Below are 14,013 nucleotides of genomic sequence, written 5' to 3' on the forward strand. Positions count from 1 at the left end.
GCCCGGCTCCAGTACGATGCCGGCCAGCCATGCGCAACATCCCGCCCCTTCACCTCATCGCCGCCTTCGATGCCGTGGCGCGAAGCCAGAGCTTCAAGCAGGCGGCCGAAGAACTGAACCTTTCGGACAGCGCCGTCAGCCACCGCATCCGCGAACTGGAAAAGCTGCTGGGCACCCCGCTGTTCCACCGCACCACGCGCGTGGTCACGCTCAGCGCCGAGGGAGCCTGGCTGCACCAGCAGACCCGCGCCCCGCTGCAGGCGCTGGAGACCACCTTCGGCAGCCTGGTGCAGGGGCGCGACGTGGTGCGCATCAGCGCCCTGCCCTCGTTCGCACGGCTGCGGCTGGTGCCGTCGCTCACGGCCTTTCAGCGCAGCCACCCGGAGGTGTCCATCGCCATCGATCCGACCACGCGCACCGTCAATCTCCAGCAGGGCGAGGCGGACATCGCCATCCGCTTTGCACACCAGGCGCCTCAGGCACCTCTGGCATTCCACTGCGAACGCCTGCTGGACGACGAATGGTTTGCCGTGGCCGCGCCACGCTACCTGGAGCAGTTCGAGGGCCTGGATCTGGCGGGGCTGTTCCGGCGGGCCAACCTGCTCTCGCACAGCCGCCAACCCTGGGAGCCCTGGCTGCAGGCCGCGGGCCTGCGCATCTCGGCAGCCCAGCGCCAGCTCAGCTATTCGGACACGGGCTTCATGCTGGACGCGGCGCTGAACCTGCAAGGCATTGCGCTGGGCCGCCGCTCCCTGGTCCAGCGCCTGCTGGCCGAGCGCAGCCTGGTGCGCGTCTCGGACACGGCCATCCCCTGCAGCCAGAGCTATTTCCTGCTGGCTTCCGAGCGCGCCATGGTCTCGCGCCATGGCGCAGCCGTCATGGACTGGATTCGTGCGGTGGCGGCCGAGGCCGGATAGCCGGGCGCCGCCGCCCGCCACCCGCGTTCACGATTCGCACGCTCACACGTTCACGCCCTCACATCCTCAGCGCGCCATGGTCAGCGCAATGCCCAGCAGCACGCCCGCCATGGCCGCCGCCTTGGGCCGCAGATGGCGTTCGGCAAAGAACCGTGCCGACAGCGCAAACACCATGACCAGATTGGCGCGGCGCAGCACCGAGATCACGGCAATCTGCGCGCCCTCCATCTGCACGGCGGCCAGGTAGATGGACTCGGCCAGCACATAGGCCAGCGCAATGGCGGGCACGGCCCAGTTGCGCCCCAGCAGGCTGCGCAGCTCCAGCCCGCGCCAGATCCAGGGCAACAGCAGCAAGGCCAGGGCGCCGCGCTGCAGCGCAGACCAGGACTGGACGGCAACCAGGTCCATGCGCAGCGTGGCCAGAATGTGCTTGTCGTACAGGGCATTGGCCGAGGACAGCAGCGTGGCCGCCAGCATGCACAGCACCCAGAGATTGCGGCCAAAGCCTATGCCCTCCTTCTGGCCGACCAGGGAGAACAGGTAGTACGAGGCCATGGACACCGCCAGCCCCAGCCATTGCCACCAGCCCAGGTGCTCGGACAGCAGGAGCACCGCGCCCAGCGCCGTCCACAGCGGCCCGCTGGCACGCACGCCCGCAGAGATGGACAGCGGCAAGGCCTTCACCGAGTAGTACGACAGCACCCAGGTGGCCACCATCATCAGCGACTTGGGCAGCAGCAGCATCTGCTGGCGCAGGTCCAGCGCGGCGGACGAGGAATCGCCCATCGCCACGAAAGGCAGCCACAGCAGCGCGCCCAGCGCCGAGCACCAGAACACCACCTCCAGCACGGACTTTTCCCCCAGCGCCAGCTTGGTCAGAAAGTCATATGCCCCCAACACCAGGCCGGCCAGCAGCCCCAACACCATCCAGTCCATATCCGCCTGCACTCCTGCATTGACAAGGGTGCAAGCGTAGGAGCGATGGCCGCAGGCATTGCTGAGACCTGTGCGGCGATTGCGCAATCGCGCTCATGAATGCGCGGGCATCACTGCGCGCCAGCCACCGCAGCCTGGCGCGCACCGGGCTGCTTGAACAGCTTGAAGTAAGGCGTGTTCGACGGATTCACCGGGATGTCGAACTTGCGCACCATGGCATAGGTCTGGATCTGGTCGTGCAGCGGCAGGTAGATCAGCGCCTTTTGCACCGTGCTCCAGATGGAGTGGATGGTGGCATCGCGCTTGCGCGCATCGCCCTCGGAGGCCAGGGAGACGATCTGGCTGTCCAGCTCGGCATTGCTGTAGCGCGTGGCATTGGTGTTGCCCCGGCCGTTCTTGCCGCGCGTGTGCACCAGGTAGTCGAAGACATAGGCCGAGTCATAGGTGGGCACGCCCCAGCCGTAGAGGTAGAAATCCGTTTCCTGGTTGTTGATGGCCGCCGTCTGGATGGCCAGCGGCCGCGACGACACGGCGGTCTTCACGCCGATGCGGCCCAGAAAGCCGGCGATGGCCTGGCAGATGGCCTCGTCGTTCAGGTAGCGGTCGTTCGTGCAATGCAGGGTGATGCCGAAGCCGTTGGGGTAGCCGGCGTCGGCCAGCAGCTTCCTGGCCTGGGCCAAGTCGGCCTTGCCCACGGCGCCAAAGGATTTCTCGTAGCCGTGCACAAAGGGCGGCGCAATGATGTTGGTGGGCACGGACAGGCCGCGCATCACGGCGCGCTGTATGGCCTGCCGGTCTATGGCCAGCTGGAAGGCCTGACGCACGCGCAGGTCAGCCAGCGGGTTCTTGTCCTTCACATCGGAATGCGACAGCGGGGCGGCGCCCACGTTCAGGCCCAGGAAGATGGTGCGGTTCTCGGCGGCCTGGTTGATGCGAAAGCGCGGGTCGGCGCTCAGGCGCGCAATGTCCTGGATGGGCAGGTCCTGCACGAAGTCCACCTCGCCCGACAGCAGCGCCGCCACGCGCGTGGCCTGGGACTTGATGGGCAGGTAGACCAGTTCGTCGATCTCCAGCGGGAACAGCCCCTTGCCCCAGTAGCCGGGAAACTGCCGCAGCACGGTGCGCGTGTCCTGCTCGCGCGAGGCGATGACGTAGGGCCCCGTGCCGTTGGCGTTGCGCGTTGCGTAGTTCTCTTCCTTGGCCAGCGCGTTCTGCGGCTGCTCGGCACCATGGGCCTTGGCCCAGGCGGCGCTCAGGATCTGGATGTTGATGAGGCTGGCCGGCAGCAGCGGGTTGGGCCCGTTGGTCCTGATGTGCACGGTGAAGGCATCGACCTTGGTCACGTCGGTGATCGAGGTCAGCAGCGAGCGCATGTCCGAGGTGGCCGAGCGCGCGCGACGCAGCGAGAACAGCACGTCGTCGGCCGTGAACAGGCTGCCGTCATGGAACTTCACGCCCTTGCGCAGCTTGAACTCCCAGACCGAGGGGTCGGCAGTCAGCGCCCAGGACGTGGCCAGGGTGGGCAGCAGCTTGCCATCGGCCGTGCGGATGATCAGCGGCTCGTAGATCTGGTGCAGCAGGTTGTGGTTGGGGCCGTTGTTCAGCGCATGCGGGTCCAGCGTGGATGCGTCGGTGGAGCGCGCCCAGCGCAGGGTTTCGGCCTGGGCGGGCGGTGCGCACAGCAGGGCTGCGGCCAGGGCGGGAAGCAGTGCGGAAGTTCGCAGGGTGCGCAAGTGGGTGCGCAGCAGGGAAAGGCGAGGCAGGAAGCGTCTTTGGGTCATGAAGTGTCCTGGCAGCCGGAACAAGATCGCAGGAAGGCGGCGGCGGATGCCGCGCCGGCTGCACCAGACGGCCGATTGTGTGGAGCCACCAGCCCGCCGCAAAGCCCGATTGCGCCTATGCAAATGCGCTGCGCGCAGATGCAAAGCGCTGCGACAGCAGGGCGTACAGCGCGCGCAGGCCCTGGGCCTCGCCGCCCCTGGGCCGGCCGGGGCGCTCCTCCAGATTCCAGGCGAACAGGTCCAGGTGCAGCCAGGGCAGCTCGGGCGGCACAAAGCTCTCCAGGAACAGCGCGGCCGTGATGGCGCCGCCCTGCGGCGTGCTGGCGGCGTTGAGCAGGTCGGCCTGGTCGGAACGGAGCATGCGGCGGTACGGGGCCCACAGGGGCAGGCGCCACAGAGGGTCGGCCTGCGCGCGGCCCTGGGCCAGCAGCTCATCGGCCCAGCCGTCATGGTTGCTGAACAGCGCGGGCAGGTCCGGCCCCAGCGCCGTGCGCGCAGCGCCTGTGAGCGTGGCCAGGTCGATCAGCAGCGCGGGCGGCGTGGGCGCGCTGCAAATGGCGTGGTGCAGCGCATCGGCCAGCAGGAGCCGGCCTTCGGCATCGGTGTTCTCGATCTCCACGCGCCGGCCGTCACCGGCCTCGATGATGTCGCCGGGCCGCAGCGCACCGGCACCCACGGCGTTCTCCACCGCAGGCACCAGCAGCTTCAGGTGGATGGGCAGGCCCGCCTGCATCAGCAGATCGGCCAGGGCCAGGGCGTGTGCGGCGCCGCCCATGTCCTTCTTCATCCAGCGCATGCCTGCGGCGGGCTTGAGGTCCAGCCCGCCGGAGTCAAAGCACACGCCCTTGCCGATGAGCACCACATGGGGCAGCGCGGCATCGCCCCAGGTCAGCTCGGCCACGCGCGGCGCCTGGGCCGCCGCCCGACCCACGGCGTGCACCAGGGCAAAGCCTGCGGCAGGCAGTTCGTCGCGCACCCATTGCCGGTAGCGCGCGCCATGGCGCGCGGCCAGGTCGGCCACGGCCTGGGCCAGCTGTTCGGGACCCAGCTGGTTGGCAGGCAGGTTGACCAGCCGCCGCACCTCGCCAATGGCGGCGGCCATTGGCGCGACGGCGGCCTGCTCATCGGGGCTTGCCACCAACCGAGCGAGTGATAGAGCGAGTGATGGAGCGGTTGCCGCATCCGACTGCCGCGCCTGGCGGGTCGATGGCAGCGCGCCCAATGCCCAGCCCAGGAGCAGATGCGGCCTCTGAGCCTCATCCGCATCGGTGAGCGTGTAGGTGCCGGGCGGCAGCGCAGCCGGCAGGCCGGCCAGCTGCCACAGCGGCTGATCCGGGTCCACGCCGACCAGCACGCCAGCGAGGGCAGTGCCATCGCCCTGCCCTTCCCTCTGCACTTCAGCCTGCATGCCGGGCAACAGCAGCATGCGGCCCGGCTGCGCATCAAAGCCTGCGGCGCGCGCCCATCGGGCCTGGGCCGGGGGCAGTTGCTCCAGCACGGCCGCCAGCGTGGCGGGCGTGGCACGGTGCAACGCCGTGGCGGGTTGGGATGAAATGGCAAAGGCGCCGGGACGGGAATCGGAATGGACAGTTGTGATGGGGCTGGACATGGCGTGGTCAAAGCGCGCCAGCCTAAAGGCCAGCCCGGCTATCGCAAACAAGCCTGCCGCATATGGATATGCGCATCTGGCGCTTTCCCGATACAGCCGCGCGCGATGCCCTGCTGGCGGGCATCAAGGCCAGCGGCTGGTACGGCTACTTCGACCATGTGAACGCGGCCAGCGGCACGGGTGGCCTGGAAAGCCATCAGAAGGCGCTGGCCGAGGCCTGAGGCGGACGAGCGATGGGTGCTGGATGGGTGCTGTATGGGTGATGCCACACCGGCCCTACGGCTGAATCGGGCAGCCCAGACGCTTGAGCGTCTCGTCTATCCATGGCGCGCTGTAGGTACCGGCAGCGATGTCGGCCACCATCCTGGCCTCAACGACCTGCTTTCCGTGTGCCGCATCCAGCAGTGCCTGCGCCTGCGCATGCGGTACGCACAGCAAGCCATCGTCGTCGCCAATCATGAGGTCACCGGGCTCGATCACCATGCCATCGATGGCGATAGGCACATTGATTTCGCCCGGGCCGTCCTTGTAGGGTCCGCGGTGCGTGACGCCCGCGGCGAATACCGGGAAGCTGCCAGCACGAATCCATGCCGCGTCCCGGATCGCGCCATTGATCACGATGCCGCCCAGCTGGCGACGCATGGCGTCTCCGACCATGATTTCTCCGATGAGTGCGTTGGTGAGGTCGCCGCCCGCATCCACCACGATCACGTCACCTGGGCTGGCCAGTTGAAGTGCCTTGTGGAGCATGAGGTTGTCGCCCGGGCGTGTCTTGATGGTCAACGCGGGGCCGGCCATGCGCCCGCCGCCGTGCATGGGGCGCAACCGCGCGCCGCCGGCCGTCATGCGGGCCATGCAGTCGCTGACGTTGGCAACAGGCACGTCGAGATAGCGCCTGGCAATATCGAGGCTGACAGCGCGTTGTCGCTTCAGAATTTGAAGACCGATCATGGTGTGGTGCTCAGAGTGGATGGAATGAAAGCCGTGCCGCTCAATCGAGCGTGGTGCCAGAGCTCTTGACGATGGGTGCCAGGCGTGCGCGGTCGCTGGCGTAGAGCCTGGCCATGTCCTGCGGTGTGCCGGTGATGAGTTCGGCACCTGAGTCGGCGATCTTCCTGGCCGTGTCGGGTGCGTTCACCACCTTGTTGATGGCTTCGTTGAGCTGCTTGACGATGGCGTCGGAGGTGCCGGCCGGGGCCATCACGCCCCACACGCTGGCCAGCTCCACGCCCTTGATGCCGGATTCGGTGTAGGTCGGCACGTCGGGCAGCAGCTTGGAGCGGCTCGCGGTGGTCACGCCAATGGCGCGCACCTTGCCCGACTGGATGTGCGACAGCAGCGTGGGGACGGACCCCATGTACATGTCGATGCGCCCGCCCAGCAGGTCGGGCATGGCCTGCGCCATGCCGCGAAACGGCACGTGGGTGAACTTCACATTCGAGCTTTTCTGCCAGGCCTCGCTGATGAGGTGCGAAATGGTGCCGGTGCCCGGCGTGGCAAAGCTCAGGCGCCCGGGGTCCTTCTTCGCCGCCTGGACGATGTCGTCCAGGGACTTGTACGGCGAATCGGCATTCACCACGAGCACCGCCGGGCCGGCTGCGACCAGGGCCACGGCGCGCAGGTCCTTGTCGGGGTTGTAGGTGAGCTTGGAGTACAGCAGCGGGTTGAGCACTACGTTGTCGGTCTGCGCCATCACCAGGGTCAGGCCGTCGGCGGGGGCCTTGGCCACCTGGTCCAGCGCCAGGTTGCCACCGGCACCGGGCTTGTTCTCCACCACGATGGCCCACCCACGGGCCTCGGTGAGCTTGGTGCCGACCAGCCGCGTGAGGTTGTCGGTGCCGCCGCCGGCCGGAAAGGGCACGATGAACCTGATGGGCCGCTGCGGATAGGTGCCCTGGGCATGGGCCGGGGCCATGGCGGCAGCGGTCAGTGCCAGCAGGCCGGCGAGGGCCAGGCGGCGTCGGGTCGGGGTCGTCATTGCGGATGTCTCCTTTGGTGGTGTCGGTTGGCGCAGGGGTACGTTGATCAGGCTTGGCTGGCGAGCACGTGGCTGCCGAGCCAATCGATGGCCTCGTCGGTGGAGGTGCCGGTGAACGGCTGGGCCGCATGCGCCCGGGCCGTGGCGGCGAACAGCGCCTCGACAGCGGGCAAGGCGATGGGCGCCAGGCCGTTGCGGGCCATCTGCTGCCGGGCCTCGGCCACCTCGTTGCGGCGGCGTGCGGAATGCGGGATGTGCGTGCGCACCATGGACTCCATCAGCGTGCGCAGCGGTGTCTCGTCGATGTCCTGCAACACGGCATGCAGCTGCTCGCGCAGGCCCATCTGCTGGGCCGTCACCAGGCACTCCACGGCCAGCGCCTCGGTCCCCTTGGTGTAGATGCTGCGCAGGAGCTTGAGCGCGGCGGCATCGCCCGGCTGCCCACCCACCACGCGAACGGAGCCGCCAAAGGGCAAGAACAATTCCTGTACAAAACCGGCCTTGCCACCGGCCACGAGCAGCGGCGTCTTTCTGCCGCCCAGGTTGACCGCGCCGGTGATGGCCACGTCCACGAAGTGCACCGCCCTGCCCTGGCCGACGCGCCGGGCCAGCTCGCCGCATTCGCGCATCTCCTGCGGGTCTGCCGTGGTCATGTCCACATAGACCACGCCCTCGCGCAGATGGGGCAGATGGGGCAGGCAGGCCTCGAACAGGCTGCGCGCCACGGTGCCGAACACGGCGCTCACCACCACGTCGGCCTCGGCCAGCCAGGCACCGGGCGCGGTATGCACCTGCGCGCCAGCGGCCTGCACGGCGTCGGCCACCGCAGTGTTGGGCTGCAGGTCGCACAGGCCCACCAGGCTGTGCCCCTGCTCCACAAAGGCCTGCATGTAGCAGGCGCCGACCATTCCACCACCCAGTATTGCGAACTTCATAAAAGTACAAATTTAAAACATTGAGCGCAGTCTATGGAGTGCATCCCAGATCCACTCATAGCGATTTCCCGTAGAACTGCGTATTTTTGTACTTGTTTTGTATTTTTTCGAATGAAGCGCAGCGCAGCAAGCCCCTCCGTCGTCACCTAGAATCGGCGCACCATCCCCACCCACCTGGTGCAAACACAGTGCAAAACGTGAAAGACAAGGCGTACGAGGTTCTGCGGCAGCGGCTCATCGGCGGCCACTATCGACCCGGCGAACAGCTCAAGGAGGAGCCCATTGCCCGCGACCTGGGACTGAGCCGCACGCCGGTGCGCAATGCGCTGCACCGTCTGGTGGAAGATGGCCTGGCCACCGATGGCGCGGGCCAGGGTATCCGCGTGTCGGAGTGGAGCGACTGGGATGTGGAGGAGACCTTCCAGCTGCGCATGCTGCTGGAGCCGTACGCCTCGTTCCTCGCGGCCACGCGCGGCGGCGAGGGGCTGGCCGATGAGCTGGAGGCCAGCAACCAGCGCATGGAGGCCGGCATTGCCGCTGGCCACGACGGCATTGGCGAGGTGCAGTCAGCCAACCGGGATTTTCACCACGCGCTGATCGAGGCGTCGGGCTCGCCGCGCCTCAAGACCATGCTGGCGACGATGATCGACATGCCGATCATCAAGCGGTCGTTCTACATCTACACGCCCGAAGAGCTGGTGCAAAGCCTGCACCACCACTGCGACCTGGTGATCGCCATACGTGCCAGGGATGGGGAGCTGGCACGCCAGGTGATGCAGCTGCACCTGCGCATGTCCTACCACCGGTTCATGAAGCATCGAGGGGAATACCGCGCGGATGCATGAACAGTGTCATGACCGGGGCTGAACCCTTTGCGCTGACCGCACCCGATACAGCCACGGCAGCCAGACAAAGGCGATGAGAACCAGCACAACGCCCGCCAGCGCCATGGGCAACACCATCGGCCAGGCACCGTGGTGCATGGTCGGATCGACAAATTGCGCCGCCAGCTGGCCGGCGCAGAAGGCCACGCACATGATCGCGAAGCCCGAACACGACACGGCCCGCCCGGCCAGCTGCGGCGGCAGGCCACCCACCGCGCCCGCCTGGCCGCAAGGCTGGTGCAGGCCATGGCCCAGCGCATACACCGCGTGCCCCAGCAGCAGTGGAAAGGGCGAGGCCGGCGCCAGCACGCAGCCGGCGATCTGGATGCACGGCCCCAGCAGACTGAGCGAAGCGCCCAGCTGCACCGTGCGCACCGGCCCGTGGCGCGGCAGCAGGCGCCGGCACCATGTGATGCCCAGGATGTAGACCAGCGAGCCGCCCGCTGGAATCCAGCCGTAGAGCACGGGCGACAGGCCGAACAGGTCGACGTACACCATCGGCGACAGCAGCAAAAAGCAGAAGATGCCGCCGTAGGTAGCTGCGGCCAGCGCCGTCCAGGCGCAAAAGCCGGGGTCGGCGATCACCTGGCGCACACCGCCAGCGGATACGGATACGGGTAAGGATGCGAGGACCGGAGAAGACTCCGCTGGCACTTGCCGCGTCTCGCTGAAAGTGCGCCAGCACAGTGCCAGCAAAGCCAGCGAGTAGACGCCCATCGCCACCAGCACCCAGCGCCAGCCGGCGGCCTGGACTCCCCATGCACCGGCAATCGGCGCCACCAGGGCCACCAGCCCCAGGCCCATCAGGCCGCGGGCCATGATGCGCGGCCCTTCATGGGCCGGATACAAGTCGCGCACCGCAGCCCGTGCGCACACCAGGATGGCCGCCATGGCCGCGCCCTGCACGGCGCGCCAGGCCACCAGTGCGTCCGCGCTGCCCGCCAGCGCACAGCCGGCCGCCGCTGCCGTGTAGCAGGCCAAACCCGTCAGCAGAACGGGCCGGCGCCCGAAGCGGTCGGCCAGCGGTCCGCACACCAGCTGGGCGACACCGAAGGCCAGCATGAACACGGTCAGACTGCTGCTGGCCGAGCCCAGGTCGCGCGCGATCTCGGGCAACGCCGGCAGATAGCCATCGGTGGCGACCGGCTGCGCGGCCAGCAGCAGCGGCAGCAGCAGAAGAAAGGAAACGGAGCGGCGCGGGCCGGGATCGGCGAAGTTCATCTCAATGAAGCCTGGTCACGGCATGCAGCGCGTCGAGCGAGGGAGTTCGAAGGACGATACATGGCCAGTTGCGCGCCATGCATCCTATGCGACGGCGGACAGCACGGCCCGCAGGCCCAGCAGATAGCTGTCCGCGCCGAAGCCGCAGATCTGGCCCCGGGCGATGTCGGCAAACACCGAGTGGTGGCGAAAGGGCTCGCGCGCGTGGATGTTGCTCATGTGGATCTCCACCACGGGCACGGTGAGCATGGCCAGCGCGTCGCGGATGCCGTAGCTGTAGTGCGTCCAGGCGCCGGCGTTGATGAGCACGCCATCGACGCCGTCCCGAAAGCCCTGGTGGATGCGATCGCACATGGCGCCTTCGCAATTGGTCTGGAAGCTGTCCACCTCGCAGCCCAGCTGACTGCCCAGGCTGCGCAGCGAGGCGTCGATCTCGGCCAGCGTGACCGTGCCGTATTGGGCAGGGTCGCGCTGGCCGAACATGTTGTGGTTGATGCCGTGCAGCATCAGGATCTTTTTCATGGAGGCTCCGTGGCTTGATGTCATGGATGGAGGATGCGCGCCGGTGGTGTCCGGGTCACGCCGTGGTGTCGATGGCGGCGCCCATGCGGGCAGCCTCTGCAATGGCCTCGGTGATCTGCAGGTTGCGCAGGCCGTCGTGCACGCTGACCAGCGGCTGCGCCAGGCCGCGCGCCACCTGCGCGAAATGCGCCATCTGGCGCACCAGCGGGTCTTCGCGCTCCACGGCGGCCACATCCAGGTCGAAGGGCTCATTCCAGGAGCGCTGCCCGGCCGATGCATAGGTCTTCAGCCGCATGCTCGGTATGGCCAGCGAGCCGAAGGTGCCCGCCACCAGGTAGCAGTCTTCGTCCTCATAGCTGGCATAGGCCTTGTTCTCCTGCGAGGTCTGCTCCCAGCTGCGCGCGCTGGCGGCCGTGTCCGAAAGCACAAAGCTGCCCAGCGCACCGCTGGCAAAGCGCAGGTTGATGGCCACCGTGTCTTCCACGGCAAAACCGCGCGTGGCATGCGAGGCGAAGGCCTGCACGGCCACGATGTCGCCGCACAGCATGCGCAGGTTGTGGACCTCGTGGATCATGTTGAGCAGGATGGGGCCGCCCCCGGCCTCGCGGCGCCAGGGGCCTTCCTCGAAATAGGCGTCCGGCTTGTAGAACAGGGCCGCGCCGGTCACGGCCACCAGGCGGCCCAGCCGCCCCTGGGCGATGAGGGCTGCGGCCCGCGCCATGATCGGGCTGTGGGCGCGGTGGTGGCCCACCAGCACGCGGGCGCCGCTGCGCTCGGCCAGCGCGGCCAGGCGCTGTGCCTCGGCCACGGTGGAGGTGACGGGCTTTTCCAGCAGGATGGGCAGGCGCGCATGCATGCACTGCGCCGCCTGCGGGGCATGCAGGCGGTTGGGCGTGGCCAGCACCACGGCGTCGGGCCGGTCATGGGCGATCAGCTCGCCCAGGTCGCGCCACAGCGGCACTCCGGCCCTTTGGGCAAGCTCCCGGGCTGCGGGCGCCGGGTCCACGATGGCGGACAGGCGGCAATCCGCCTGGGCCCCGATGGCGGCGATATGCGCCTGGCCGATCGCGCCGGCGCCGGCCACGGCAATGCGAAGCGGGTGCAGCTGTGCCATGGCATGCCCCCTCAGAAGCGGTGCAGCACGCCCAGCTGCACGCCCTTGATGGTGCGGCCGTTGACGTCGTCGGCCGATGTGAAGTTGGGCTTCATGCCGCCCGAGGCCGCCAGCCTAAAGCCCGCGTTGCGGTCGTTCTTCAACTGCTCGGCCACCGCGTAGAGCATGGTGCGCTTGGACAGGTCGTAGTAGGCCGCGACCGCGCCGCCCGATGCGCCGCGCCCGCTGTCCGAGCCATCCTGTATGCGGCCCCACAGTGCGCCCACGCGCAGTTGCGGCGTCACGCGGTAGTCGGCCGACAGTTGCCAAACGCGGTAGAAGCGGCGCACATCGGCATTCGTGCCCGCCACCAGCCCGCCCACATTGCCCAGCACCGTGCCCGTGTTGTTGCCCGCCGAGCCTGCCGTGCTGTTGTTGGACCGCACAAAGGCCAGCTGGACCTTGCCCTTGCCGTAGTCGTAGTTGGCGTAGAGGTTGTCGTAGCGGACCGCGTCGGTATAGGCCGCGTTCTGCGGCGCACGCGCATACAGCCCGGCATAGCCGACGCGGTAGGGGCCGTTCAGGTAGTCCAGGCCCAGCTGGTAGATGGCCTGGCGCGCTGGAGCACCGGTCTCGGCCATGGCGTAGTGGGCCTCGAACAGGAAGCCGGCCATGCGCGGCGAGGTGTAGGAGATGTCGTTGTCGAAGCGCGAGGGCACGCCGAAGTTGTTGACCATCGATCCCAACGTGCGCGAGGTGAAGTCGATGTAGTCGCCGCGCCCGAAGATCACGGTGTTCTGCCGGCCCAGCCGCACCTCGCCCCAGCCGCCGCCCAGGCCCACCCAGCTTTGGCGGTCGAAGCCGCGCGTGCTGTCGGCCTGCGTGCCGTTGTCGGCGTTGATGCCCATCTCCAGCTGGAACTTCGCGTACAGGCCGCCGCCCAGGTCTTCCTGACCGCGAAAGCCCAGGCGGCTGCGCAGCAGGGCGCCGTCCTCCAGCGTGGTCATGGATGCGCCCGAGCTGCTGCGCATGTGGTTGATGTACTGGTCCACGCTGCCGTAGATGGTGACCGAGGACTGGGCTTGGGCACCCGCGCCCCAGGCGCCCAGCACGGCGGTCAGGGCCAGGATGCGAAGGGCCCCGCGCTGCGGCACTCGCGGTGTCTGGTGCATTTGCTGTTGCATGGTCTTGTCTCCTTCTCTGTGAAAAATGCTTTTTCGGGCGTGGCTGCGCCCTGCCCTGGACGCATTCAGGGCCGGTTGTCTGTCGGCTGGATCAGTAGGAGATGTGGGCGGTGGCGCGCAGCTCGTCGGGCGTGGCGCTGCCGAAGCCGAAGAATTCGAGGTAGGCGGGAATCATCTCGAACAGCATGTCCGTGCCCACCTGGAAGTCGCAGCCCTTGTCGCGCACGGCGCGCAGCAGGGGCGTGAACTCGGACTTCATCACCACCTCGCCCACAAAGGTGGTGGGCGCAATGCGCTGCACATCGAACGGCAGCGGGTCATCGCCCTTCATGCCCAGCGGCGTGGCGTTGACGACCACGTCAAAGCCCTGCGGGTCCCTGGAGCCCGTGCCCACCTTCATCCTCGGGTAGTAGGCAGCGAGCCGCCCGGCCAGGGCCTGCGCGCTCTCGTCCCGCGTGTCGAACAGCATCAGCTCGCCCACGCCGGCTGCCGCCAGCGAGGCGGCAATCGCCGAGCCCACGCCACCCGCGCCAGAAATCAGCACCCGCGCGCCCTGCAGCTGCCGGCCCTTGCGCACCACGCCGCGCACAAAGCCCGCGCCGTCGAACTGGTCGCCCAGCAGCGAGCCATCCTCGCGCCGCAGCACGGCATTGCAGGCGCCTGCAATGTGCACGGCGGGCGTGACCTCGTGCACCAGGTCCACCACGGACACCTTGTGCGGCATGGTGATCAGCGCGCCGCGCAGGTTGGTGAAACGCATGATGGCCGCGAAGTCCGGCGCGAAATGCGCCGCCTTCACGCCCATGGGCACGACGCAGGCGTCTATGCCCCGGCCGTCGAACCATGGGTTGTAGATCATGGGCGACTTGAAGGTCTCGGTCGGGTCGCCGATGTGCGCGATGAGGGTGGTTTTTCCGGAAATCATTCCCTGGGCTTTCGGATGCTTGGGTTGG

The 14,013-nt window shown here is 68.0% G+C and carries 14 protein-coding genes; 3 read left to right on the plus strand and 11 right to left on the minus strand.

The window, feature by feature from the left end; genetic code table 11:
• The first annotated feature begins 29 nt into the window (after positions 1 to 29).
• The gene (locus tag A4F85_RS03350; protein ID WP_043821215.1) at positions 30 to 917 is read left to right on the plus strand and encodes a LysR substrate-binding domain-containing protein; all 888 of its coding nucleotides are present in this window, start codon (positions 30 to 32) and stop codon (positions 915 to 917) included.
• Positions 918 to 983: 66 nt separating this feature from the next.
• Here A4F85_RS03350 and A4F85_RS03355 read toward each other — a convergent pair whose 3' ends face one another.
• The 3 genes from A4F85_RS03355 to A4F85_RS03365 form a co-directional block, all read right to left on the minus strand.
• Positions 984 to 1,853 (minus strand): DMT family transporter, encoded by an 870-nt coding sequence (locus tag A4F85_RS03355; protein WP_063325655.1) that lies wholly within the window; start codon positions 1,851 to 1,853, stop codon positions 984 to 986.
• A gap of 110 nt (positions 1,854 to 1,963) precedes the next feature.
• Positions 1,964 to 3,634: an ABC transporter substrate-binding protein gene (locus tag A4F85_RS03360; RefSeq protein WP_063325656.1), complete on the minus strand. Its 1,671-nt coding sequence runs from the start codon at positions 3,632 to 3,634 to the stop codon at positions 1,964 to 1,966.
• Positions 3,635 to 3,749: 115 nt separating this feature from the next.
• A complete protein-coding gene (locus A4F85_RS03365) occupies positions 3,750 to 5,243 on the minus strand; it encodes a leucyl aminopeptidase family protein (RefSeq protein WP_063325657.1) in 1,494 nt (497 codons plus the stop codon).
• 62 nt (positions 5,244 to 5,305) lie between these two features.
• On the opposite strand from A4F85_RS03365, the gene A4F85_RS30230 reads away from it, so the two are divergent.
• Positions 5,306 to 5,464, plus strand: a complete 159-nt coding sequence (locus A4F85_RS30230; protein ID WP_156516921.1) for a DUF6616 family protein — start codon at positions 5,306 to 5,308, stop codon at positions 5,462 to 5,464.
• Positions 5,465 to 5,519: 55 nt separating this feature from the next.
• On the opposite strand, the gene A4F85_RS03370 is transcribed toward A4F85_RS30230, so the two are convergent.
• From A4F85_RS03370 to A4F85_RS03380, 3 genes are read right to left on the minus strand one after another with little or no spacing between them, the layout of a single operon-like run.
• On the minus strand, positions 5,520 to 6,194 hold the full coding sequence (locus A4F85_RS03370; RefSeq protein WP_063325658.1) for an RraA family protein: 675 nt from the start codon (positions 6,192 to 6,194) through the stop codon (positions 5,520 to 5,522).
• Between the two features lie 40 nt (positions 6,195 to 6,234).
• The gene (locus A4F85_RS03375) at positions 6,235 to 7,221 is read right to left on the minus strand and encodes a Bug family tripartite tricarboxylate transporter substrate binding protein (RefSeq protein ID WP_063325659.1); all 987 of its coding nucleotides are present in this window, start codon (positions 7,219 to 7,221) and stop codon (positions 6,235 to 6,237) included.
• A 47-nt stretch (positions 7,222 to 7,268) separates the two neighbouring features.
• The gene (locus A4F85_RS03380) at positions 7,269 to 8,156 is read right to left on the minus strand and encodes an NAD(P)-dependent oxidoreductase (protein WP_082848099.1); all 888 of its coding nucleotides are present in this window, start codon (positions 8,154 to 8,156) and stop codon (positions 7,269 to 7,271) included.
• A gap of 188 nt (positions 8,157 to 8,344) precedes the next feature.
• Between A4F85_RS03380 and A4F85_RS03385 the strand changes: the two genes are divergently transcribed.
• Positions 8,345 to 9,001 (plus strand): GntR family transcriptional regulator, encoded by a 657-nt coding sequence (locus A4F85_RS03385; RefSeq protein ID WP_012206234.1) that lies wholly within the window; start codon positions 8,345 to 8,347, stop codon positions 8,999 to 9,001.
• A gap of 6 nt (positions 9,002 to 9,007) precedes the next feature.
• Here A4F85_RS03385 and A4F85_RS03390 read toward each other — a convergent pair whose 3' ends face one another.
• The 5 genes from A4F85_RS03390 to A4F85_RS03410 all read right to left on the minus strand — a co-directional run bounded on the left by A4F85_RS03390 (position 9,008) and on the right by A4F85_RS03410 (position 13,985).
• Positions 9,008 to 10,261, minus strand: a complete 1,254-nt coding sequence (locus A4F85_RS03390; RefSeq protein ID WP_063325661.1) for an MFS transporter — start codon at positions 10,259 to 10,261, stop codon at positions 9,008 to 9,010.
• Between the two features lie 84 nt (positions 10,262 to 10,345).
• On the minus strand, positions 10,346 to 10,783 hold the full coding sequence (aroQ, locus tag A4F85_RS03395) for a type II 3-dehydroquinate dehydratase (RefSeq protein WP_016451445.1): 438 nt from the start codon (positions 10,781 to 10,783) through the stop codon (positions 10,346 to 10,348).
• 55 nt (positions 10,784 to 10,838) lie between these two features.
• Positions 10,839 to 11,897 (minus strand): Gfo/Idh/MocA family protein, encoded by a 1,059-nt coding sequence (locus A4F85_RS03400; RefSeq protein ID WP_063325662.1) that lies wholly within the window; start codon positions 11,895 to 11,897, stop codon positions 10,839 to 10,841.
• A gap of 11 nt (positions 11,898 to 11,908) precedes the next feature.
• Complete coding sequence (locus tag A4F85_RS03405) at positions 11,909 to 13,060, minus strand: porin (protein WP_063325663.1); 1,152 nt, start codon at positions 13,058 to 13,060, stop codon at positions 11,909 to 11,911.
• Positions 13,061 to 13,151: 91 nt separating this feature from the next.
• On the minus strand, positions 13,152 to 13,985 hold the full coding sequence (locus A4F85_RS03410) for a shikimate dehydrogenase family protein (RefSeq protein WP_063325664.1): 834 nt from the start codon (positions 13,983 to 13,985) through the stop codon (positions 13,152 to 13,154).
• Between the last annotated feature and the right edge of the window lie 28 nt (positions 13,986 to 14,013).

The organism is Delftia sp. GW456-R20 (assembly GCF_001622915.1).
Classification (GTDB): Bacteria; Pseudomonadota; Gammaproteobacteria; order Burkholderiales; family Burkholderiaceae_C; genus Comamonas; species Comamonas acidovorans.